Origin of the sequence: Zoogloea sp. 1C4 (genome assembly GCF_009469605.1) — a bacterium.
Classification (GTDB): domain Bacteria; phylum Pseudomonadota; class Gammaproteobacteria; order Burkholderiales; family Rhodocyclaceae; genus Zoogloea; species Zoogloea oryzae.
This window is the reverse complement of record NZ_SSXU01000017.1, coordinates 1-22,268: the sequence shown is the minus strand read 5'-3', so window position 1 is coordinate 22,268 and position 22,268 is coordinate 1. Positions and strand designations below refer to the sequence as shown.

The window sequence follows — 22,268 nt, the reverse complement described above, 5'->3', positions numbered from 1 at the left end:
ACAACAATGATGCCTTAAAGCCGGAAGTGCTCGCCGAGGTAAACCTGACGGACCTGTTCATTCCGGACGATGTCTTCCGGGCGGCCGCTGGCCAGCACTTCCCCGGCATTGATGATGAAGGCGCGGTCGCAGATGCCGAGGGTTTCGCGGACGTTGTGGTCGGTGATGAGGACGCCGATGCCCTTTTCCTTGAGGAAGCGGATGATCTTCTGGATGTCGATCACGGCGATCGGGTCGACGCCGGCGAAGGGCTCGTCGAGGAGGATCAGCCGCGGGTCGGAGGCGAGGGCGCGGGCGATCTCGCAGCGCCGGCGTTCGCCGCCGGAGAGGGAGATCGCGGTGTTGTCGCGCAGGTGTTCGATGCCCAGCTCGCCAAGGAGCTGTTCGAGGCGTTCGGCCATCTCGGCCTTAGTGAGATTCTGCAGCTCGAGCACCGCCTGGATGTTCTCGGCCACGGTGAGCTTGCGGAAGACGCTCATCTCCTGGGGAAGGTAGGATAGGCCGAGGCGGGCGCGCTGGTGGATCGGGCGATGGGTCAGCACCTGATCGTCGAGGGTGATCTCGCCGCCATCGGCGACCACGAGGCCGACGATCATGTAGAAGCAGGTCGTCTTGCCGGCGCCGTTGGGGCCGAGCAGGCCGACCACCTCGCCACTGCCGACGTCGAAGGAGACGTCGTGGACGACGGTGCGGGCCTTGTACTTCTTGCGCAGGTTGCTGACTTTAAGCAGGCTCATCGCCGGGGTGTTCTTTCAGGACTCTACGAATGATTTCGGTCGAAAAGCCGCGACCTTGAAGAAAACGCGCCTGGCGCGCCCATTCTCGCGCGTCTGCCGGTGCTGCGGCGAACTTTCGGCGATGGATGTCGCAGGCGCGTTCGAATTCGCTCTCGGGACAGTTGTCGGCAATGGCCAGACCGATCTGCTCGGCGCCGACGCCGCGCCGGGCGAGCTCGCTCTTGAGCCGGGAGGCGCCGAAGCGGGCCGCCTTGGCGCGCACGTAGGCATCGGCGAAGCGGGCGTCGGAGAGGAGGCCAAGCTCGACCAGACGGTCGAGTTCGGCGCTCACCTCTTCCTCGCTGCCGAGGGTGCCCAGCTTGCGGGCGAGCTCGGCACGGGAATGCTCCCGCTGGGCCAGGCAGCGCAGGGCCCGCTCATGCAGACTGGTGGCCATGGACGACGGTGTTTCCTGCCGGAGACGTTCAGGCTGCCGCGGCGGGGGCGGCGGGCGCGATCACGGCCATCTCGGGCAGCCCGACGGCGACGCGGATCTTGTTTTCGATCTCGCGGGCGATGTGCGGGTTGCTCTTGAGGAATTCGCGGGCGTTGTCCTTGCCCTGGCCGATCTTCTCGCCGTTGTAGGCGTACCAGGCGCCGGACTTGTCCACGAACTTGTGCTGGACGCCCAGGTCGATGATCTCGCCTTCGCGGGAGGTGCCTTCGCCGTACAGGATGTCGAACAGGGTTTCGCGGAACGGGGGGGCGACCTTGTTCTTGACGACCTTGACCTTGGTTTCGGAGCCGATCACCTCGTCGTTCTTCTTGATGGTGCCGATGCGGCGGATGTCCATCCGCACCGAGGCGTAGAACTTGAGGGCGTTGCCGCCGGTGGTGGTCTCGGGGCTGCCGAACATCACGCCGATCTTCATCCGGATCTGGTTGATGAAGATGACCAGGGTGTTGGTGCGCTTGATGTTGGCGGTGAGCTTGCGCAGGGCCTGGGACATCAGGCGGGCCTGCAGGCCGGGGAGCTGGTCGCCCATCTCGCCTTCGATTTCGGCCTTCGGGGTGAGGGCTGCCACGGAGTCGATCACGACCACGTCGACGCCACCGGAGCGCACCAGCATGTCGGCGATCTCGAGGGCCTGTTCGCCGGTGTCGGGCTGGGAGATCAGGAGGTCGCCGATGTTGACCCCGAGCTTCTGGGCGTAGGTGACGTCCAGCGCGTGTTCGGCGTCGATGAAGGCGGCGGTGCCGCCGAGCTTCTGCATCTCGGAGACGACCTGGAGGGTGAGGGTCGTCTTGCCGGACGATTCGGGACCGTAGATTTCCACGACCCGGCCGCGGGGCAGACCGCCGATGCCGAGGGCGATGTCGAGGCCCAGGGAGCCGGTGGAGACGGTCTGGATGTCGCTTTCGACTTCGCCGTCGCCCAGGCGCATGATCGAGCCCTTGCCGAACTGCTTTTCGATCTGGGAAAGCGCGGCGGCGAGGGCCTTGGCCTTGTTGTCATCCATCTGTCGTGATCCTTGTAAAAAGGGTTTTGGAGATTATGGCACAGAGTTTGCGTGCGGGTGATCGCGCGTCGTCACGAGAGGTATCGGAGCGAAGAAAGTCGCGCAGGCTGGTATTTTATACAGTTGCGGCGGAACGTCTACCGGATTTGCCAAGGCCTTGATGCGGATGGGATTTCAGGCGTAGCGGCGGATGAGTTCGGTGAGCGCGAAGACCACTGCCTGGCGGCGGACGGCCTCCCGGTCGCCGTCGAAGCGGCAGGTGGCGGTCTGGGGGGATTCGCCGGTCCGGCCCCAGCCGAAGCACACGGTGCCGACGGGTTTGTCGGCCGATCCGCCCCCCGGGCCGGCGATGCCGGAGATCGACAGGGCGAGGTCGGCCTCGGCCCGTTCGAGGGTGCCGCGGACCATCGCCGCGGTGGTCGGCTCGCTGACTGCGCCATGGCGGGCGAGGGTCATCGGCGAGACGCCGAGCTGCGCGCACTTGGCGTCGTTGGAGTAGGTGATGAAGCCGCAGTCGAACCAGCCGGAGCTGCCGGCGGTGGCGGTGACGACCTCGGCGACCCAGCCGCCGGTGCACGATTCGGCGGTGGCAAGGCGCCAGCCGCGGGCGGCGAGATGGTCGCCAACAAGGCGGGAGAGGGTTTCGAGCTGGGCGTCCATTAACCGAGGAACCTCACGAGCAGGGCCAGCGCGAGCAGGGTGTAGCCGGCGGCGATGAGATCGTCGAGCATCACGCCGAAGCCGCCGCGGGTGCGGTCATCCACCCAGCGGATGGGCTGCGGCTTGACGATGTCGAAGAAGCGGAACAGCACGAAGGCGGTGAGCTGCCAGCCGAGGCCTTCGGGGGTGAGCCACAGGACCAGCCAGATGGCGACGATCTCGTCCCACACGATGCTGCCGTGGTCGGCGACGCCGAGGGCGCGGCCGGTGCGTTCGCAGGCGAGGATGCCAAACAGGATGCAGGCCACCAGCAGTCCGGCGAACAGGCCGTCGGTGAGCGGCGCGCGCACAAGGGGAAACAGCAGCCAGCCCGCCAGCGTGCCGGCGGTGCCGGGGCCCTTGGGCCACAGGCCGGAGCCGAAGCCGAGGGCGACGAAGTGGGCTGGATCGGAGAGCAGGAAGCGGACGTTGGGCTTCATGCGCCGTTGCCGAAGTGGTCGTAGCCTCGGGCGGCGAGCTCGCGCAGGGTACCGCCGGTGTCGCGCAGGTGCAGGCCGCGGGTGGCCGGGGTGATGCTGCCGATGCGGTGCAGGGGCAGGGCCAGTCGGGCGGAAAGATCGGCCAGGGCAGCGCGCTGGGTGGGCGGAGCGGTGAACAGCAGCTCGTAGTCGTCGCCCCCGCCGGTGCACGCGGCGAAGGCCCGGGCGGGATCGCCGCAGGCGGCCACGAGGGGCGCGAGGGGCAGGTTGGCTTCGTCGATCACCGCGCCGACCGCGGAGCTTTCGAGGATGTGGTCGAGATCGCCCAGCAGGCCGTCGGACACATCGAGCATGGCGCTGGCGATGCCGCGCAGGCCGAGGCCGAGGGCGACCCGCGGCTGAGGCCGGTGCAGGGCGGCGAGGCAGTCGTCGCGGTAGGTGTCGGCGAGGTGGGTGTCGCCGCGCAGGTGAGCAAGGCCCAGGGCGGCGCGCCCCGGGGCGCCGGACACCCACAGGTCGTCACCGGGCCGGGCGCCGCTGCGGGTGATGGCGGCGCCGGTGGGCACTTCGCCGAAGATCGTCGGGCACAGGTTGAGCGGGCCGCGGGTGGTGTCGCCGCCGATGGCGTCGATGTCGAAGGCTTCGCAGCAGGCGAAGAAGCCGCCCGCGAAGGCTTCGATCCAGGCTTCGTCGGCGCCGGGCAGGCTGGCCGCCAGCACCACCCAGCGGGGCTGGGCGCCCATGGCGGCGAGGTCGGAGACGTTGACCGCGAGGGTCTTCCAGCCGAGATCGGTGGGGTCGGTATCGGGGAAGAAATGGGTGCCGGCCACCAGCATGTCGGTGGAGATGGCCAGCTGCATGCCGGGGGCCGGGCGGATCAGCGCCGCGTCGTCGCCCACCGCCAGATCGGTGTGGCGGGCGGGACGGGTGAAGTGCCGGCGGATCAGGGCGAACTCGGACGGCATCGCGCGGGATGGTTCCGGCAGCTGGCGGGTCAGGCCGGCTTGTTGCCGCGGGCAGCCTGGCGCTCGCGGGCGTTGGCTTCGACCTCGTCGGCGCGCAGGCGGGCGGCGAGCTTGTCGAGCACGCCGTTCACGAACTTGTGGCCGTCGGTGCCGCCGAAACCCTTGGCCAGCTCGATGGCCTCGTTGATGATGACCCGGTAGGGGGTTTCGGGGCGGTGGGCGAGCTCGAAGGTGGACATCAGCAGGATGCCGCGCTCGACCGGCGACAGCTCATTGAGCGGGCGCTCGATGTAGTTTGCGAAGCCGACCTGGAGTTCGGGGGCGTTGGTGATGGTGCCGCGCAGGAGGCCGACGAAGAGCTCGCGGTCACATTTGTCGAAACCGGCGACTTCGGCCAGCTGGGATTCGATGGAGGTGACGGGCGACTGGTTGAGCAGCCACTGGTAAACGCCCTGCAGGGCGAATTCGCGGGCGCGGCGGCGGGGGGATTTGTTGGCGGTGCTCATGCCAGGGCCTTCAGGAGTCGGGCCATCTCGACGGCGGCCTGGGCGCAGTCGGCGCCCTTGACCTGCATCCGGGCGAGGGCCTGATCGTCGTCTTCGGTGGTGAGGATGCCGTTGGCGACGGGCACGCCGGTGTCGAGGGCGACGCGGGTGATGCCGGCGCCCTGTTCGTTGGAGACGAGCTCGAAGTGGTAGGTCTCGCCGCGGATCACCGCGCCGAGGGCCACCAGGGCGTCGAAGCGGCCGCTCCGGGCCATCACCTGGAGGGTGAGGGGGGCTTCGAGGGCGCCGGGGACGGTGGCGATGGTGATGTCGTTGGCCGCGACGCCGAGGCGCTGCAGTTCGGCGGTGCAGGAGGACAGCAGGCCTTCGCACACGTCGAGGTTGAAGCGGCACATGACGACGCCCACCCGCAGGCCGCGGCCGTCGAGGTTGGGTTCGATTTCGGGGATGTTGTCGTAACGGGGCATGGTGTTACCTGAAAATGGAGTGGAGGCCGGGTCAGGCGTCGAGGGCCGCGTGGCCGACGACGGTGAGGCCGAAGCCGGTCATGCTGGGGATCTTCCGCGGGCTGGCCATCAGACGCATCTTGCCTACCTGCAGTTCGCGCAGGATCTGGGCGCCGACGCCGAACAGGCGCGGATCCCACTTCAGGGCGGCGCGCGGTGCGGTGGGGTCGGTGGCGAGCTGGGCGAGGAGTTCCTGGCCGCTCTGGGGGCGGTAGAGCAGGACGATCACGCCGTTGCCGTGCTGGGCGATGCGCTTGAGCGCGGCGTCGATCGGGAAGGTGTGGCGGCCGCTGGTGGGGTCGAGGAAGTCGAGCACCGAGACGGGTTCGTGGACGCGCACCAAGGTTTCGACCTCGGGCGAGATGGCGCCGTAGGTCATGGCGAGGTGCACGTCGCCCGAGGTGCGGTCTTCGAAGGCCGACAGGCGGAAGTCGCCGTGGGGGGTGCTGACGGTCTTCTCGCTGACCTTCTCGACGAGCTTCTCGGTGCGGGCGCGGTATTCGATGAGGTCGCGGATCGCGCCGATCTTGAGGCCGTGGTGCTGGGCGAACTCGATGAGTTCGGGCATGCGCGACATGGTGCCGTCGTCGTTCATGATCTCGCAGATCACCGATGCGGGTTCGAGCCCGGCGATGCCGGCGAGGTCGCAGCCGGCTTCGGTGTGGCCGGCGCGGATCAGCACGCCGCCGGGCTTGGCCATGATCGGGAAGATGTGGCCGGGCTGGACGATGTCGGCGGGCCGGGCGTGGCGGGCCACGGCGGCCTGCACGGTGCGGGCGCGGTCGGCGGCGGAGATGCCGGTGGTCACGCCTTCGGCGGCTTCGATGGACACCGTGAAGGCGGTGGAGAACTGGCTGCGGTTGTCGCGGGCCATCTGGTTGATGCCCAGCTGGCGGCAGCGTTCTTCGGTGAGGGTCAGGCAGATCAGGCCGCGGGCGTGCTTGGCCATGAAGTTGATGGCTTCAGGCGTGATGTGCTCGGCGGCAATGACGATGTCGCCTTCGTTCTCGCGGTCTTCCTCGTCCACGAGGATGACCATCCGGCCGGCCTTGATGTCGGCGATGATTTCGTTGATCGGGGCCAGCGCGCTCATGCGGGGCTTCCTTCCTGCTCGTTGTGCCAGGCCTGCATGCGCTCGACGTAGCGGGCGATGAGGTCGATCTCGAGGTTGACCGTGCTGCCGGCGGCGAGGCGCTTGAGCGTGGTGACCTGGACGGTGTGGGGGATGAGGTTGATCGAGAAGTCGCAGCCCTTCACCCAGTTGACGGTGAGGCTCACGCCGTCGACGGTGATCGAACCCTTGCGGGCGATGTAGCCGGCGAGGCTTTCGGGAGCGCGGATGATGAGCTCGTGGCTTTCGCCGACCGGCTCGAACTTCCGCACGCTGCCGATGCCATCGACGTGGCCGGTGACCAGGTGGCCGCCGAGGCGGTCGGCCAGGCGCAGGGCCTTTTCGAGGTTCACCTCGCCGGGGGCGTCGAGGCCGACGGTGCAGTTGAGGGTTTCGCGGGAGACGTCGAAGCTGACGACCTTGCCGTCCTGGGCGATGACGGTGAGGCACACGCCGTTGTTGGCGATGCTGTCGCCGAGCTGGACGTCGTCGAGATCAAGGGTGCCCACATCGACGGCCAGGCGCACGCCGTCTTCAAGGGGCGTGACGCTCAGGATGCGGCCGGTGGCGGCAACGATTCCGGAGAACATGGGATTGGGCTGACCAGAGGGGAAACCGCAATTTTAGCGCGATTTGCGCTGATTTCCGCGCCGGCTTGACGGCTGGGGGCACCTCCGGGCGGGACGCGCCCCCGGCTGCGGGGGATCAGAGAATCTCGGCGATGTGGTCGCGCTCGACGAGTTCCTGCTCGAACTGGTGGATTTCGAGGCCGAGGGCGTTGCGTGCCGACACCATGCCCACCGGCTTGCCGTCATCGACTACCGGCACGTGCCGGAAGCCGCCTTCGAACATCATGTGCAGGGCGTGGGCGAGGGGCTTGTCGGGGCTGGCGGTCTGGAGCTTGGTGGTCATCACCGCCGCGAGGGGCGTGGCGTCCGGGTCGAGGCCGCGGGCGACGACGCGGTTGAGCACGTCGCGCTCGGTGAACAGGCCGGCGAGCTTTCCGGCGGCGTCGACCACGAGGATCGCGCCCACGTTGTTGCTGGCCATCGAGATGGCGGCGGCGCGGACGGTGGTATCGGCCAGGGCGGATACGAGGGTCTGGCCTTCAACGACCTGACGCAGGGTTCTGTGGGGCATGGGTTGTCTCCTGATGGGCTTGGAATGGGCAGAGGCGATCATCGCGAGGGGCGCTGTCGCGCCCTCACTGTTATGTGGTGTCCGGGATCAGGTGCTCGGCTTCGGGGTGGCCGGCTTGCTCATGTCGGGTTTGCCGCTCTTGGCGCCGTTTTCGCCGCACGCCTGGGCGCCAGCGGCAAAGCCCAGGGCCAGGGCGAGAAGAAGTGCAATCTTGCGGATCATCATGTCATCTCCTGCAGGGCGGTGATTTCATCATGGAACGTCCGGGCTGCTTTCGCAAGGACCGCACGTGCTTTCTGACCGGCCGCGCCGGTTGTGCCGAATTGCGTCAACTACCGCACAAAACGCAGTCGACCGGCGCGGCTTCGGCTTAACATGGCTGTCTGAGCGTGGTGGCTCATGGTCCGGTGAACAGATGACCGACGAAACGAAGAAAAGCTCCCCAGAGTTCGATCAACAATCCGCTGCCCAGGCGGGCGAGCCGGCCGAACCGGATACCGGCGGCGCCGAGGGCCACGACGCCCAGGCCTTCCAGGCCATCCTGAGCCTGGTGTCCCGCGAGAGCGGCGTGGACATGCGCTGCTATAAGGAGAGCACGCTGCTTCGTCAGACCCTGCGTCGCTGCCGGGCCCTCGACATGGCCGGGCTCGACGCCTATCTGGCGCACCTGTGCGTGAGCGCCGACGAGCTGGACCGGCTGCAGCAGAGCTTCATGATCTCGGTGTCGTCGTTCTTCCGCGACCCGGAAGTCTTCACCGAACTGGCCCGGGCCCTGCAGACCGTGGTGGATGGCAAGCAGGCGGGCGACACGCTGCGGGTGTGGGTGCCGGCCTGCGCCACCGGTGAGGAGGTCTACTCGATCACCATCGTGCTCGCCGAGATCCTCGGCGAACGCTTCAGCCAGCTGGACATCCGGGTGTTCGCCACCGACATCGACGAGGAAGCCCTCGACGTGGCCCGGGCGGGCCTGTATTCGGCGGCGGAGGTCGCCGGCCTGTCGGCGGAGCGGCTGGCCCGCTGGTTCACCGCCGAGGGCGATGGCTGGCGGGTGGCCAAGCAGCTGCGCGAGATGTGCGTCTTCTCGGTGCACGATCTGGTCGGGCATCCGCCGCTGGTGCGGATGGATCTGGTGAGTTGCCGCAACATCCTGATCTACTTCAAGCCGGGCCGGCAGGCCGAGCTGCTGCGCAGCTTCCACTTTGCCCTCAAGCCCGGCGGCCTGCTGCTGCTGCTGGGCAAGTCCGAGTCGGTCGGCCCCGACGGCGACGGTTTCGAGTCGCTGGACGCCAGCGGCAAGCTCTACCGCAGCTGCGCGCTGCCGGTGGCGCGGCCCCACGTCACCCACCTGGCGGCGCCGGCCCGGCCGGTGGTTCCGCGGCCGCCCAGTGCGGTGCGGCGCGAATCGCTGGTGGATGTCAGCCGCAAGGTGCTGCTCGATGCCTACGGGCCGCCGGCGGTGCTGATCGACGCGAGCTTCGAGCCGCTGCATTTCTTCGGTGCGTCGCGGCGCTACTTCACCCTGCCGGCGGGCAGCGCCGATTTCTCGGTGTTCGGCCTGTGCCTGCCCGAGCTGCGCAGCGAGCTGCGCGCCCTGTGTTTCCGGATGCGCCAGGAGCAGCTCCAGGAGCTGCAGGGCCTGGGCACCCTGGTGCGCTTTGGCGACGAGACCCTGAAGGTGCGTCCGGTGGTGCGACGCGTCGAGAGCGGCGGGACCGATCCCCAGTGGGCGTTCCTGATCGGCTTCGAGGAAACCCGGACCACGCCAACCGTGCGCGCCACGGGCGTCGTCGAGGTGCTGCCGCCGGGCGAGGCGGCCGACGAGATCGGCCGGCTGCGCCAGGAACTCGCCGACACCCGCGAGCACCTGCAGGCGGTCATCGAGCAGCTCGAAGCCTCCAACGAAGAACTCCAGTGCCTCAACGAGGAGCTGCAATCCGCCGGCGAGGAGCTCCAGGCGTCCAACGAAGAACTCCAGGCCACCAACGAGGAGCTCACCAGCCTCAACGACGAGTTGCAGGTGAAGTCGGTCGAGTACGCCCGCCTCAACGCCACCCTCGGCAACATCCAGAACTCCATCCGCACCAGCCTGATCGTGGTCGACCGGGATGGCCGGGTGACCCGCTTCAACCCGCTGGCCTCGCGCATTTTTGGCCTGCTGCCCAACGACATCGGGCAGTTTCTGTATGGTGTGCCGTGCTATCTCGATCTGCCGCGCCTGCGGGAGTGGGTCGAGGGCGTGGTGGCGCGCAGCGAGTCCACCGTCGAGCACGTTCATCAGCGTGGCTTCCACTACCTGATGCAGATCGACGCCTACCGAGACGAGAACGGCCGCAACGCCGGCGCGGTGCTCACCTTCACCGACATCTCCGATCTGCACCGGGCCGAGGAAGCCAAGGCCCACAGCGAGGCGCGCTTCCGCCAGGTGTGGGACACCAGCGTCGACGGCCTGGCCGTGGTGTCGGGCGACGGCCATATGGTGCTGGTCAATCCGGCCCTCGAGCGGATGTTCGGCTACCTGCCGGGCGAACTCACCGGCGCGCTGGTCGAGCAGCTGGTGCCCGACCAGCTGCGCGTCAACCACGCCATCCAGCGCGACATGTTCCGCGCCCTGCCGGGCCAGGCCCAGACGCTGATGAACCGGCGCAACCTCTTCGGCCGCTGCAAGGATGGTTCCGAGCTGGCCGTCGAGATCAGCCTCGCCGGCCTGTCGCTGGACGGGGTCGAGCACATCCTCGTCACGGTCACCGACGTGACCGAGCGCAGCCTCTCCGAAGCGCTGCTCCGGGCCAGCGAGCGGCGTCTGCGGCTGGCCCTCGACGCCGCCCGGGCCGGCTCGTGGGAATGGTTCATCGACAGCAACAACCATTTCTGGTCCGACGAACTGTGGGCGCTCTACGGCCTGCCGCCCGACGGGGTGATCCCGTCGTCCGAAACCTGGTGGCAGACCATCGACCCGGACGACCTGGACCGGGTCATCTCCGTCGTCACCGAGGCCCGCCAGACCGCCGCGGCCTTCGAGACCGAATGGCGGGTGATGCTGCCGCCCGACACCCCGCCCCGCTGGCTGCTGTGCCGCGGCCAGCCGGTGTTCGACGATCAGGCGCGGCTGATCAGCTACATCGGCATCGTGCTCGACGTGACCGAGCGCCGCCTCGGCGAGGAGCGCCGCCGCCAGAGCGAGGAGATGCTCGCCACCATCCTCGACAACGTGGGCGCCTACATCTACATCAAGGACGTGGACTATCGCTACACCTACGCCAACCGCGAGGTGTGCGCGCTGTTTGGCGCCGACCGCGAGGAGGTCGTTGGCAGGTCGGACGACGTGTTCTTCGACAGCCCCACCGCCGCCCGGCTGCGCGAGAACGACCGCCGGGTGATCGCCGGTGGCGAGCGGATCGAACTCGAGGAGACCAATCGCGACGTCAACAGCGGGCAGACCCGCAGCTTCCTGTCGGTCAAGCTGCCGCTGCGCCGCGAGGACGGCACCATCTACGCCCTGTGCGGCATCTCCACCGACATCACCGAGCGCAAGCTCGCCGAGGAGCAGCTGCGCATGCTGTCCACGGCCGTCGAGCAGAACCCGGGCAGCATCGTCCTCACCGATCTCGACGCGTGCATCCTGTACGTCAATGCCGCCTTCGAGCAGGTCTCCGGCTACACCCTCGACGAAGTGCGCGGCAAGAACCCGCGCATCATGCAGTCCGGGCAGACCCCGCCGGAGGTCTTCCGCCAGATGTGGCAGTCCCTCACGCGGGGCGATTCGTGGCGCGGCGAGCTCATCAACCGCCGCCGCAACGGCGACGTGTATGTCGAGTGGGCGGTGATCTCGCCGGTGCGCCGGGCCGACGGCAGCATCTCCCACTACCTGTGCATCAACCGGGAGATCACCGAAGAGAAGCGCATCGAGCAGGAGCTCGAACGCTACCGCCTGCACCTGGAAAGCCTGGTCGAGGAGCGCACCCGCGAGCTGGCCCTGGCCAAGGACGCCGCCGAAAGCGCCAGCCGCGCCAAGAGCGCCTTCCTGGCCAACATGAGCCACGAGATCCGCACGCCCCTCAACGCCGTGCTGGGCATGGCCCACATCATGCGGCGCGAGGGCGTCAGCGCCCAGCAGGCCGAGCAGCTCGACAAGATCGACAGCGCCGCCCAGCATCTGCTCGGCGTCATCAACGACATCCTCGATCTCTCCAAGATCGAGGCCGAGAAGTTCCTGCTCGAAGACAGCGAGTTCGCCCTCGACAGCATCGTCTCGGGCGTGGCCTCGATGCTCAACGAGCGGGTCAGCGCCAAGGGCCTGCGGATGGAGCTCAACATCGAGAGCCTGCCCAGCCTGGTGCGCGGCGACGCGACCCGCTTCACCCAGGCGATCCTCAACCTCGCCAGCAATGCGGTCAAATTCACCGAGAAAGGCACGGTGTCCCTCGGTGCCCGGGTGCTCGAACGGCGCGACGGGCGCATCAAGCTGCGGGTCGAGGTGCGTGACAGCGGCGTGGGCGTGCCCCCCGAAGTGCTGCCCAAGCTGTTCGGCGCCTTCGAGCAGGGCGACGCCTCCAACACCCGCAAGTACGGCGGCACCGGCCTCGGGCTGGCGATCACCCGGCGCCTGGCCGAGCTGATGGGCGGCGAGGCCGGCGCCGAGAGCACCCAGGGGGTCGGCAGCGTCTTCTGGTTCACCGCCTGGGTGGGGGTTGGCCGGGCGGTGAATGCCCAGGCGGCGCTGCCCTCCGAGGCGGGTCAGGCCGACGTGATCCTGCGTCGCGATTTTGCCGGCGCCCACGTGCTGCTGGTGGAGGACGAGCCGGTCAATCAGGAGGTCGCGCGCCTGTTCCTGCTCGACGCGGGGCTGGACGTGGCGATCGCCGGCAATGGCGCGGTGGCGGTGGACATGCTCGGCAACGCGCCCTTCGACCTGGTCCTGATGGACATGCAGATGCCCGAGATGGACGGCCTCGAAGCCACCCGCCGGATCCGGCTGCTGCCCGGCCGCGAGACGGTACCCATCGTCGCGATGACCGCCAACGCCTTCGCCGAAGATCGCGCCCAGTGCATGGCCGCGGGGATGGACGATTTCCTCTCCAAGCCCGTCGAGCCCGACCGGCTGTTCACCACCATCCTGCGCTGGCTGCGGCGGGGCGCCAGCAAGCCGTCAGACTGACCGCGGCCGGCGGGCCGGGTTTTGGCCCGGCCCGCCGGGCTGCGGCTTACGCAAACCCTTCCAGCACGATCTTGCCCACCGCCGTGCCGCTCTCCAGCAGCGCGTGGGCCTTGCGCAGGTTGGCCGCGCAGATCGGGCCGAGCTTCGCCTGCACCGTGCTGCGGATCGCGCCCTGATCCACCAGATCGGCGATGGCGTTCAGCAGGCGGTGCTGGGCGTCCATGTCGTCGGTGTGGAACAGCGGCCGGGTGAACATCAGCTCCCAGTGCAGGCTCAGGCTCTTGCGCTTCATCAGGCGCACGTCGATGGGCTCCGGGTCGTCGATCAGGGCCAGCTTGCCCTGGGGCGCCAGGGCGTCCACCAGCTGCGCGAAGTGCTGGTCGGTGTGGGTCAGGCTGATGGCGTAATCCACCGGCGGCACGCCGAGGGCAGCGATCTGCGCTGCAAAGGGCTGGCGGTGGTCGATCACGTGGTGGGCGCCCAGCGCCAGCGCCCAGGCCCGGCTCTCCGGCCTCGACGCGGTGCCGACCACGGTGAGCCCGGTGCGCTGGCGGGCCAGCTGGATCAGGATCGAGCCCACCCCGCCGGCGGCGCCGACGATGAGCAGCGTGCCCGGCCGGCCTTCACCGGCCAGCGGCACCTGCAGGCGGTCGAACAGCAGCTCCCAGGCGGTGATGCCGGTGAGCGGCAGCGCCGCGGCGTCGGCCGGGGAAAGGCTGGCCGGCTTGCGGCCGACGAGGCGCTCATCCACCAGCTGGAACTCCGCATTGCTGCCGGCGCGGTCGATGGCGCCGGCGTACCACACCGCGTCGCCGGGGCGGAACAAGGTCGCGTCCGGCCCCGTCTCGCGGACGATGCCCACCGCGTCGTAGCCCAGCACCTTGTATTCGCCCTCGGGCGGGGCGGCGCTCCTGCGCACCTTGGTATCGACGGGATTCACCGCGATCGCCTGCACCTCCACCAGCAGGTCGCGGCCGGTGGGCACCGGGCGGGCGATCTCGATGTCGATCAGGGCGTCGGCGCGGTCGATGGCGCCGGGTTGCTGGTAGCCGACGGCTTTCATGCGGGCTGCTCCTCGGTGGCGGTGTGGGTGGGGTAGTCGATGTAGCCGCGGGCGTCGCCGCCGAAGAAGGTGGCGGGCTCCGGCGTGTTGAGGGGCCAGCCGTGCTGGAGTCGGGCGGGCAGATCCGGGTTGGCGATGAAGAGCTTGCCGAAGGCCACCAGATCCACGTCGCCGCTGGCCAGCACCGCGTCGGCGCGCTCCCGGGTGTAGCCGCCGGCCACGATGATCGGGCCGGGGAAGGCCGCGCGCAGCTGCTGGCGCACCTCGGTGGCTTCCGGGCTGTCGTCGCCGGGCTCGTTGGTGTGCAGGTAGGCCACGCCGCGCTCGGCAAGCCGGGCAGCGGCCTCGACGGCGGTGGGGATGCTGTCCGGGCAGTCCATGCCATTGGCCCGGTTGCGCGGCGACAGGCGCACGCCGGTGCGGGCCGCGCCGATGGCGCCGGTCACCGCGTCGGTCACTTCGAGCAGAAAGCGCAGGCGGTTCTCGCGGCTGCCGCCGTACTGGTCGCTGCGCTGGTTGGACGTGCTGCGCAGGAACTGGTCGATCAGGTAGCCGTTGGCGGCGTGGATTTCCACCCCGTCAAACCCGGCCTCGATGGCGTTGATGGCCGCCTGACGGAAATCCGCCACGATGCCGGCGATCTCGGCGGTTTCCAGCGCGCGGGGCGTCGGGCACGCCACCATGCCGCCCTCGCCATGCTCCCCGGATTTCCAGATCTGCCCCGGGAAGGCCACCGCCGACGGTGCCACCGGCAGCGCGCCGCCGTGGAAATCCACGTGGGACATCCGGCCGCAATGCCAGATCTGCAGGAAGATCCGCCCGCCCTGACGATGCACGGCGTCGGTGACGAGCTTCCAGCCGGCGATCTGCGCCGCGCTGTGCACGCCCGGGGTGAGGGAATAGCCCTTGGCGTCCGCCGAGATGTCGGTGGCCTCGGCGATGATCAGCCCGGCGCTCGCCCGCTGGGCGTAGTAGGCGGCGTTCATCGCGGTGGGCACGTTGCCCGGCTGGGCCGCCCGGGCGCGGGTGAGGGGCGGCATCACGATGCGGCTGGGGAGGGGCAGGTCGCCGATGCGGGTCGGCTCGAAAAGCGGAGAGGTCATGGCGGCAACACTCAGTTGGGGAAGATGGCCGAAAGTCTAGGGCGGGCGATCTGCTTTGATAATTGGTCTATCCTTTGACGCAATATCAAACGAGATTTGAAGATGCTCCACCTGCCCGACGTGCAACTCTTCATCCGCGTGGCCGAACTCGGCAACATCAGCGCCGCCGGCCGCGCCGTGGGCATGAGCCCCGCCGCTGCCAGCGCCGCCATCAAACGGCTCGAACAGCGGGTCGACAGCCAGCTCATCGAGCGCTCCACCCGCTCGCTGCGGCTCACCCAGGCCGGCGAGACCTTCCTCGCCTACTGCCAGCAATCCCAGCTGGCGCTGGAGGAGGGCCTCTCGGCGCTGCGCCAGGGCCGCGAGCAGCTCTCCGGCGACATCCACCTGGGCGCGCCTTCCGACCTGGGCCGTGACCGGCTCGATACGCTCCTCGAACCCTTCCGCCAGCGCCACCCTCAGGTGCGGCTGGTGATGCATCTCTCCGACGGGCTCATCGACCTCTACCGCAATCCCATCGATCTGGTGCTGCGCTACGGCCTCAGCGAGGATTCCGGCCTCGTCGGCCGCAAGCTGTGCGACAACGGCCGCGTGCTGGTCGCCTCGCCGGACTACCTCGCCCGCCACGGCCACCCCGAAAGCTTTGAGGCGCTGGCCCGGCGCAACTGCATCTGCTTCTACCGCAATGGCGAGCTCTTCAACCGCTGGCGCCTGTTCCACCACGGCCAGCACCGGGAGATCGTGGTGACAGGCGACCGCGCCGCCGACGACGGCGCCCTCGTCCGCCAATGGGCCGTCGCCGGCCACGGCATCGCCTACAAATCCCGCATCGACGTGCAGGCCGACCTGGACGCCGGCCGCCTCGTCGACCTCTTCCCCGACGCCATCTACGACCGCACCCCGCTGTACGTGGCCTATCCCAGCCGACGCTACCAGCCGGCCCGGATCAAGGCGCTGCTGGACTGGCTGGAGGTGGGGTTTGGGGGTAGCTGACCTGGGCTGTGTCTCCCGCAGCTGTGCCGGTCGCGCTGGCGGGGGGGGCGGGTTCAGGTTCCGCTGTTCCTGTCGCCCGCGTTGTCGGAAGCCTTGCCGCGCGTGGTTGAGCTGATCAGCAGGTCGAGCCCGTAGGGCAGGAGCAGGTAGGGCAGGTAGAAGAGGGGCGTGAAGATGATCGCCACGCCCATGGTTGACGAACTGTCCGGGCCGGTGGGAAGGCTGGCGAGGTAGAGCGAGAACCCCATCATCGCCAGCCAGCCCAGCGCGCCGCCCAGATAGGTGGGGAGGGGTGAGCGGTCGGCGAGGGTTCTGGTGCGGCGCATGACCAGGGCCGCCAGCCCCACGAAGGGCAGCGTGGTGCCGATGGGGTCGATCCAGTAGGTTCTGTGCTCGCCGCCGCCGGTGTCCAAATGACTGCCCCTGAAGGTGATGTGCAGGGCGAGCGGGATGGCGATACAGAACACCAGCAGGAACAGGCCTTCAAGGCGGGCACGGTTTGGCCGGGAGATGTGCATGGGCAGCCTCGGCGGGTGGGTGGCGGGTTGCGAGAAATTGTAGGCCGCTTCCGGCTGCCTGCCACCCGAGCTGGTCAATCTGTTCGCCATGCCGATGCTTCACCGCCCCCGCCGCGTCCCGTCCCCCTCAAACAACCCGCTGCGGATCGCCATCAGGTCGGATTCGTTCAGCCCCATGTCGGCGAGCGCCGCGGGGGTGAGGGGGTAGTCGTCGGTGGGGCGGCGGTGGAGGCGGGCGCGCAGGGTGTTGAGCCAGTGGGTGAGGAAGCCCGCGGCCGGCAGGCTGACGGCGGCGTGGGTGGGGTGCAGGGCTTTCATGGCAATTCCTCCGGTTGGGCGCTGCCTACTGGCAGAAGGCCAGCCCGGCAACGAGGTTCAGCACGTGGGCCGGGTTGGTCCAGCCCGACCAGGCCAGGGCGATCACCGCGGCGAGGAGCAGCGCGGTGACGATGGGCAGCAGCTTCATGGCGTGGCCACCGCGGGGCGGACGATCTCGCTGTCGTCGATGGGCCAGTGGAGCAGGGCGGCGACCACGCCCAGCCCGATGCTGACCAGCCAGATCAGGTTGTAGGAGCCGGTGGCGTCGAACACGTAGCCGCCCAGCCACACGCCAAAGAACGCGCCCAGCTGGTGGCCGAAGAACACGAAGCCGAACAGGGTGGTGATGTACTGCACCCCAAAGACTTGCGACACGATGCCGCTGGTCAGCGGCACGGTGCCGAGCCAGATAAAGCCCATCACCGCGCAGAACCCATACAGGCTGGCGGGGCTCATGGGCAGCAGCACGAAGGCGGCCATCGCGGCGGCGCGCAGCAGGTAGATGCCGGCCAGGAGCTGCTTGCGCCGGGCCATGCCGCCCAGCCAGCCGCACACATAGGTGCCGGCCACGTTGGCCAGCGCGATGATCGCCAGCCCGGCCACCGCGTGGTTGCCGGTGAGGCCCCGGTCGATCAGATACGCCGGCAGGTGCGAGGCGATGAAGGCGAGCTGGAAGCCGCAGGCGAAGAAGCCCGCCACCAGCAGCAGGAAACCCCGGTGGGCGAAGGCCTCGCGCAGCGCGGCGGAGAGGCTCTGGCGGGCGGCGTGGGCGGCGGGTCGGTCATGGAGCGGAACGGCGCAGGGGAGCAGCACCGCGCAGGCGATGCCCAGCGCCACCAGCGCGCCGGCCCAGCCGAGCCCTTCGATCAGCCCTTGCGAGGCCGGCACCAGCACGAACTGCCCCAGCCCGCCGATGGCGCCGGTCACGCCCAGCGCCCAGCTGCGCCGCTCGGCCGGCATCAGGCGGCTGATGGCGCCATACACCACGCCGAAGGCGGTGCCCGACAGGGCCACGCCCACCACCAGCCCGGCCGACAGGGTGAAGGCGGCGGGGCTTCCGGCCTGGGACATCGCCAGCAGGCCCGCCGCGTAGCACAGCAGCCCGCCGGCCAGCACCCGGCGCGACCCGAAGCGGTCGGCGATCATCCCGGTGAAGGGCTGGGCGATGCCCCAGATGAGGTTCTGCAGCGCGATGGCGAAGCCGAAGGCCTCCCGCGACCAGCCTTGGTCGAGGATGATCGGCAGCTGGAAGATGCCCTGGGCGTGCCGCACGCCGAGGCCCATCCCCATGATGAGGCCGCCGGCGATGACGATGAGCCAGGGGTTGGCGAGCCACGCGGGCCCGGGCTTGGAGTGATCGGTCATGGTGCTTGCTCGCATTCCGTTGGTGAATCCACAATGGCGCGTGCTTCGCGCCGTGCCTTGATTAAAGCGGGGCGCTGCCTGCGGCTCAAACGAGTTTTTCGATCAACTGGGATGAGGAATCGGAATGTCAGCACCGCTTGTTCGGCTGCCTTCGCTGGATCTCGTGCGCGGCTTCGTGGCGGTGGGGCGGCGGATGAGCATCACCCTCGCGGCCCAGGATCTGTGCCTCACCCAGTCGGCGGTGAGCCGGCAGATCCACGCGCTGGAAGACGCGCTGGGCATCAAGCTGCTGGTGCGTGGGCACCGTTCCATCGCCTTCACGCCGGAGGGTGAGCGGCTCTTCCGCAGTGCCGACAGCGCCGTGCAGCAGCTGCAGGACGTGGTGGGCGAGCTGAAAGGCCCCAGCGGCCGGCGCATGGTGACGATCACCTCCACCATGGGCCTGACCGGGCTGTGGCTGATGCCGCGGCTGGGCAACTTCCTGCAGCGCCACCCGGAGATCGAAGTGCGGGTGTCGGCCAACAGCCGGGCGGTGGACCTGAAGGCCGAGGGCATCGACCTGGCGATCCGCTACGGCGCGCCGGGCGCCATGCCGGAAGGCGCCGAGCTGCTGCTGAAGGAAACCATCGTGCCGGTGGCGCACCCGTCGCTGGGCCTCACCGCGCTGGATTCGCCCGAGGTGCTGGCCGGGCAGGTGCTGCTGGAGTTCGACGGCCCCTTCCGCCCGTGGCTGCAGTGGAGCGAATGGCTGGCGCGCTTCGGATGGGAGGGCGCCAAGCCCCGCGGCGTGCTGCGCTTCAACGTGTATGACCAGCTGGTCCACGCGGCGGTGGCCGGTCAGGGCATCGCGCTGGGGCGCCTGCCCCTGGTGTCGCCGATGCTGGCCGACGGCCGGCTGGTGCGGCTGACGATCCCCCGCCCGGGGCCGCACCCGGAGCACGCCTTCTGGCTGCTGCACGCCGAGGCGCCGCTGCGGCCCGAGGTGGCGGCGGTGGTGGCGTGGGTGCGGGAGGAGGCAGCGGGGGGTAGTGGGAAGTAGGAAGTAGGTAGTGGGCGCGGCCCCTACTCCCCAGTACCCATTACCCATTACCCACTCCCCATTCACCCACTACCTGCCCTTTGGGCGCGGGCGGCAGGCGGCCGTGGCGGAGCCATTCGAGGGGGATCTTCCACAGGTCGTGCTCGAAGCGGCTATGGAAGAACGCGAAGTGACCGATGGCCTGCTGCCCGATGGCGTCCGGGCGCAGGTGCAGGTGGGTGCGCGGGCTGTTCTGGTAGTAGCCGAGCAGGCGCTGGATGGCCGAGGTGGTGCCGAACTCGTCGTCGGACACGCTGAGGGCGAGGGTGTCGGCGCGCACGGCGGTGAAGCGGCGGACGAGCTCGGTGCGCTCGGCGTCCGGCAGCACTCGGGCACCGCCGCGGCGCCAGATGTCCTCGAAGCGGGGATGGCGGGCGGTCCAGTCGCGCACCACGCCTTTCGGGGTGTCTTCCAGCCAGCCCAGCCGGCCGCCGGGAAAGTAGCCGAAGACGGCGGTGAGGGCCGGCATCACCACGTGCCACTTGAAGAGCAGCCCGGCCCGGCGGGTGGGGGCGTAGTCGCGCCAGTAGGCGTACTGGGCGCCCATGGTGAACACCCGCGACACCCGGTGGCTGGATTCGGCCAGCCCGATCAGGAAGCCGCCGACGCTGTGGGCCACCACCTGCACCGGCTGGCCGGGAAACTGCGCGAAGGCGTATTGCAGCGCGGCTTCAAAATCGAGCCGGCCCCAGTCGATCCAGCCGGCTTCAAAGTTGCGCATCCGCACCGGACGGGATTCGCCGATGCCCCGGTAGTCGTAGCTCACCACGTCAAAGCCGTGGCGGTGCAGGAAGGCCGCAAAGCGCGCGTAATAGCGGCAGCGCACCGAGGTGGCCGGGTTGATGATCACCACTGGCCGGCGGGCGTCGCCGTCCGCGTGGCGCCAGCAGAAGCCGCGCAGCAGGTAGCCGTCGCTGGCGGTGAAGGAGATCGGCTGGGCGGATGGGGTGTTCGGGTCCATGGGGCTGCGCCGGGGCGTTGATTCGATGGAAGAAATGGTAGGGGCTGGGCCCGGTGGCTTCAAACGATTCGTCTGCATGGCTTGCATGCGGCCAAAGAATGCGGCCGGCGGCCTTTGCAAGCCCGGGGCGCGCTTGTAAATTGCGCCCCGTCGATGTGTTCCTGAAGGAGGATGAGCATGCATTCCCTGATTGCCGAACTGCAGCGCCTGTTTGGCCGGCCCGGGCAGGATCTGCCCGACCCGCTGCCCGAGGCGGGCTTCGCCCTCGATCTGGTGAGCCCGGACGCGCGGGTGTGGACGATGGTGATCGGCATCGCCCCGGCAGCCGGTTGGGCGCCGGTGGCGGCCCTGTGCGAAGGCGTGGTGAATGAGCTGGAGCTGCCCGCGCCGGCGGTGTCGGTGGCGGGCAGCGCGGGCTTCCGGGTGTGGTTCTCGCTGGCCGACCCGGTGCCGCTGGAGCGGGCCGAGGCTTTCCTCGCCGGCCTGCAGGCGCGCTTCCTGGCCGACGTGCCGGCAGCGCTGGTGAGCCTGCTGCCGTCGTCGTCGGCGCGGCTGGTGCCCCTCGCCCCGGCCCAGGCGGCGGGCGATGGCCGCTGGACGGCCTTCATCGATCCGGCCATGGGCGGCATGTTCGCCGACGAGACCTGGCTCGACATGGCGCCCAGCCCGGAGCGCCAGGCCGATCTTCTGGCCGGCTTCAAGTCGATCGGCGCGGCGGATTTCGTGCGGGCGATGACGGTGCTCGAACCCGGCGGCCCGGTGGTGCCTGCCCCGATCGGCCCGGTGGCTGGGCTGGTGATGGAACCACCCGCCGTGCCCGGCTCGGCGCCGCACATCGGGTTGGCGGTGGGGAGCGGGTTTGTCGATCCGAAGAGTTTTCTGATGGCGGTGATGAATGATCCGGGTGCGAGTGCGGATCATCGGATCGAGGCGGCGAAGGCGTTGTTGCCGTATTTTGAGGGGTGAGGTTTTGCGTGCTGTAGGTCGGACTTCAGTCCGACAAACCGAGGTTTGTGCGGCCGTGATGTCGGACTGAAGTCCGACCTACAGGGTGGCTTCGGTTGGCAGGAATTGGCCGGGAGTCGCCCCGGCGGGCGACCTACTTCTTTGCTTCGCCAAAGAAGTAGGCAAGAAAGGCGACCCGGCTTCACCGGTCGTCCGCTGCGCGAACGACTCCCCTGCGCTGCTCGAAGTGGGCGGCCGGCGCGGAACTCGCCGGCGTTGCCGGCTCAGACAGCCGCGCCGGAAGGCCCCGCCCCCTTCTCCGCTGCTCGGCGGTTCAGACGGGCTTCTCGGAAGCACCGAGCCTTTTCTGTTGGGGCATGGATTTTTTGTCGAGTGGCGTTCTTCTCTGGGTAGGTCGGGTTAGCGCAGCGTAACCCGACGTTGCGCGATGGGCGCTCAACGAGTCTGGATCAAGAAACCGCGGACCATCGCGAGGAGCCTGCACCGAACGATGGCGCGTGCCGAGGCAAAGGTGGCGTCGGGTTACGCTGCGCTAACCTGACCTACCCAACTGAGCCGGCAACGCCGGCGAGTTCCGCGCCGGCCGCCCACTTCGAGCAGCGCAGGGGAGTCGGCCAACGGCCGACCGGTGAAGCCGGGTCGCCTTCTTTGCCTACTTTCTTGGCGAAGCAAGAAAGTAGGGCGCCTGCGGGGGCGCGACCCCGCCAACGTCACGCTAAACAGCGGAAAGCCTTCCTGCCCTCGCACGCCGCTAGAAGCCGGCCCGGTGTTCTAGTCTGGTTGTGGGTAAGCCCCCGGCGATCCCCTCTTGACCGTGCCTCAGGCTGACGCCGACCTCCACCGATGCGGTAACAGCTCCCCGATCCGGCTCTGAGGCTGAGTCGGCAGTCGGGTGAGGACGTCCTTCAGATAGGCGAAGGGCTCGTGGCCATTCAGGCGCGCGGACTGGATCAGGCTCATGATCGCCGCCGCCCGTTTGCCAGCGCGCAGCGACCCGGCGAAGAGCCAGTTCTTTCGGTTATGCTGAACTCGACATAAGCGCAATTATGTCCAGTCCGCGATTATGCTGAGTCGCCGGCGGCGGGCCGCCCGATCCGCGGCGCCCCGCCCATACCGGCTGCGCATAATCAAAGAGCCTGCAGGAA

General features: G+C 68.9%; 23 protein-coding genes and 1 pseudogene. 4 read left to right on the top strand and 20 right to left on the bottom strand.

Annotation, left to right across the window (positions count from 1 at the left end; genetic code table 11):
• Nucleotides 1-14 precede the first annotated feature (14 nt).
• From lptB to GH681_RS17310, 12 genes are all read right to left on the bottom strand, one after another.
• The gene (gene lptB, locus GH681_RS17365) at nucleotides 15-737 is read right to left on the bottom strand and encodes an LPS export ABC transporter ATP-binding protein (protein ID WP_153162802.1); all 723 of its coding nucleotides are present in this window, start codon (nucleotides 735-737) and stop codon (nucleotides 15-17) included.
• A complete protein-coding gene (recX, locus tag GH681_RS17360; protein WP_153162801.1) occupies nucleotides 724-1,173 on the bottom strand; it encodes a recombination regulator RecX in 450 nt (149 codons plus the stop codon). Before recX ends, lptB begins: the two co-directional genes overlap by 14 nt.
• A gap of 28 nt (nucleotides 1,174-1,201) precedes the next feature.
• Entirely contained in the window at nucleotides 1,202-2,236 is a 1,035-nt protein-coding gene (gene recA, locus GH681_RS17355; protein WP_153162800.1) for a recombinase RecA, read from the bottom strand.
• 174 nt (nucleotides 2,237-2,410) lie between these two features.
• Nucleotides 2,411-2,896: a CinA family protein gene (locus tag GH681_RS17350; RefSeq protein ID WP_153162799.1), complete on the bottom strand. Its 486-nt coding sequence runs from the start codon at nucleotides 2,894-2,896 to the stop codon at nucleotides 2,411-2,413.
• A complete protein-coding gene (locus GH681_RS17345; RefSeq protein WP_153162798.1) occupies nucleotides 2,896-3,375 on the bottom strand; it encodes a phosphatidylglycerophosphatase A in 480 nt (159 codons plus the stop codon). The genes GH681_RS17350 and GH681_RS17345 overlap by 1 nt, the downstream gene beginning before the upstream one ends.
• Nucleotides 3,372-4,340: a thiamine-phosphate kinase gene (gene thiL, locus GH681_RS17340; RefSeq protein WP_153162797.1), complete on the bottom strand. Its 969-nt coding sequence runs from the start codon at nucleotides 4,338-4,340 to the stop codon at nucleotides 3,372-3,374. The genes GH681_RS17345 and thiL overlap by 4 nt, the downstream gene beginning before the upstream one ends.
• A gap of 29 nt (nucleotides 4,341-4,369) precedes the next feature.
• Complete coding sequence (gene nusB / locus GH681_RS17335) at nucleotides 4,370-4,846, bottom strand: transcription antitermination factor NusB (RefSeq protein WP_153162796.1); 477 nt, start codon at nucleotides 4,844-4,846, stop codon at nucleotides 4,370-4,372.
• A complete protein-coding gene (ribH, locus tag GH681_RS17330) occupies nucleotides 4,843-5,313 on the bottom strand; it encodes a 6,7-dimethyl-8-ribityllumazine synthase (RefSeq protein WP_153162795.1) in 471 nt (156 codons plus the stop codon). The genes nusB and ribH overlap by 4 nt, the downstream gene beginning before the upstream one ends.
• Nucleotides 5,314-5,344: 31 nt before the next feature.
• Nucleotides 5,345-6,445 (bottom strand): bifunctional 3,4-dihydroxy-2-butanone-4-phosphate synthase/GTP cyclohydrolase II, encoded by a 1,101-nt coding sequence (gene ribBA / locus GH681_RS17325; RefSeq protein ID WP_153162794.1) that lies wholly within the window; start codon nucleotides 6,443-6,445, stop codon nucleotides 5,345-5,347.
• On the bottom strand, nucleotides 6,442-7,053 hold the full coding sequence (locus GH681_RS17320; protein ID WP_153162793.1) for a riboflavin synthase: 612 nt from the start codon (nucleotides 7,051-7,053) through the stop codon (nucleotides 6,442-6,444). The genes ribBA and GH681_RS17320 overlap by 4 nt, the downstream gene beginning before the upstream one ends.
• 115 nt (nucleotides 7,054-7,168) lie before the next feature.
• Nucleotides 7,169-7,603, bottom strand: a complete 435-nt coding sequence (locus tag GH681_RS17315) for a cyclic nucleotide-binding/CBS domain-containing protein (protein WP_153162792.1) — start codon at nucleotides 7,601-7,603, stop codon at nucleotides 7,169-7,171.
• Between the two features lie 87 nt (nucleotides 7,604-7,690).
• Nucleotides 7,691-7,828 (bottom strand): hypothetical protein, encoded by a 138-nt coding sequence (locus tag GH681_RS17310; RefSeq protein ID WP_153162791.1) that lies wholly within the window; start codon nucleotides 7,826-7,828, stop codon nucleotides 7,691-7,693.
• A gap of 190 nt (nucleotides 7,829-8,018) precedes the next feature.
• Here GH681_RS17310 and GH681_RS17305 point away from each other — a divergent pair, with 190 nt between their 5' ends.
• Nucleotides 8,019-12,758, top strand: a complete 4,740-nt coding sequence (locus GH681_RS17305; protein ID WP_153162790.1) for a PAS domain S-box protein — start codon at nucleotides 8,019-8,021, stop codon at nucleotides 12,756-12,758.
• Between the two features lie 46 nt (nucleotides 12,759-12,804).
• Here the strand turns inward: GH681_RS17305 and GH681_RS17300 are convergent, their stop codons facing one another.
• Together GH681_RS17300 and GH681_RS17295 are read right to left on the bottom strand one after the other, a co-directional pair.
• The gene (locus GH681_RS17300) at nucleotides 12,805-13,821 is read right to left on the bottom strand and encodes a zinc-binding alcohol dehydrogenase family protein (protein ID WP_153162789.1); all 1,017 of its coding nucleotides are present in this window, start codon (nucleotides 13,819-13,821) and stop codon (nucleotides 12,805-12,807) included.
• The gene (locus tag GH681_RS17295; RefSeq protein WP_153162788.1) at nucleotides 13,818-14,924 is read right to left on the bottom strand and encodes an alkene reductase; all 1,107 of its coding nucleotides are present in this window, start codon (nucleotides 14,922-14,924) and stop codon (nucleotides 13,818-13,820) included. Before GH681_RS17295 ends, GH681_RS17300 begins: the two co-directional genes overlap by 4 nt.
• Before the next feature lie 102 nt (nucleotides 14,925-15,026).
• Here GH681_RS17295 and GH681_RS17290 point away from each other — a divergent pair, with 102 nt between their 5' ends.
• Complete coding sequence (locus tag GH681_RS17290) at nucleotides 15,027-15,917, top strand: LysR family transcriptional regulator (RefSeq protein ID WP_153162787.1); 891 nt, start codon at nucleotides 15,027-15,029, stop codon at nucleotides 15,915-15,917.
• Between the two features lie 53 nt (nucleotides 15,918-15,970).
• Here the strand turns inward: GH681_RS17290 and GH681_RS17285 are convergent, their stop codons facing one another.
• From GH681_RS17285 to GH681_RS17275, 4 genes are read right to left on the bottom strand one after another with little or no spacing between them, the layout of a single operon-like run.
• On the bottom strand, nucleotides 15,971-16,525 hold the full coding sequence (locus GH681_RS17285; RefSeq protein ID WP_153162786.1) for a hypothetical protein: 555 nt from the start codon (nucleotides 16,523-16,525) through the stop codon (nucleotides 15,971-15,973).
• 9 nt (nucleotides 16,526-16,534) lie between these two features.
• Entirely contained in the window at nucleotides 16,535-16,753 is a 219-nt protein-coding gene (locus tag GH681_RS17280) for a hypothetical protein (protein WP_153162785.1), read from the bottom strand.
• A 25-nt stretch (nucleotides 16,754-16,778) separates the two neighbouring features.
• A complete protein-coding gene (locus GH681_RS23985; RefSeq protein WP_255425195.1) occupies nucleotides 16,779-16,901 on the bottom strand; it encodes a hypothetical protein in 123 nt (40 codons plus the stop codon).
• A complete protein-coding gene (locus GH681_RS17275) occupies nucleotides 16,898-18,118 on the bottom strand; it encodes an MFS transporter (RefSeq protein WP_153162784.1) in 1,221 nt (406 codons plus the stop codon). Before GH681_RS17275 ends, GH681_RS23985 begins: the two co-directional genes overlap by 4 nt.
• Before the next feature lie 124 nt (nucleotides 18,119-18,242).
• Here GH681_RS17275 and GH681_RS17270 point away from each other — a divergent pair, with 124 nt between their 5' ends.
• The gene (locus GH681_RS17270) at nucleotides 18,243-19,157 is read left to right on the top strand and encodes a LysR substrate-binding domain-containing protein (protein ID WP_153162783.1); all 915 of its coding nucleotides are present in this window, start codon (nucleotides 18,243-18,245) and stop codon (nucleotides 19,155-19,157) included.
• Nucleotides 19,158-19,197: 40 nt separating this feature from the next.
• Here GH681_RS17270 and GH681_RS17265 read toward each other — a convergent pair whose 3' ends face one another.
• Entirely contained in the window at nucleotides 19,198-20,157 is a 960-nt protein-coding gene (locus GH681_RS17265) for an alpha/beta fold hydrolase (RefSeq protein WP_153162782.1), read from the bottom strand.
• Between the two features lie 177 nt (nucleotides 20,158-20,334).
• Between GH681_RS17265 and GH681_RS17260 the strand changes: the two genes are divergently transcribed.
• On the top strand, nucleotides 20,335-21,123 hold the full coding sequence (locus tag GH681_RS17260; RefSeq protein WP_153162781.1) for a hypothetical protein: 789 nt from the start codon (nucleotides 20,335-20,337) through the stop codon (nucleotides 21,121-21,123).
• 819 nt (nucleotides 21,124-21,942) lie between these two features.
• Here GH681_RS17260 and GH681_RS17255 read toward each other — a convergent pair.
• Nucleotides 21,943-22,140 (bottom strand): annotated as a pseudogene (locus GH681_RS17255) (transposase domain-containing protein); the annotation flags it as partial.
• Nucleotides 22,141-22,268 lie beyond the last annotated feature (128 nt).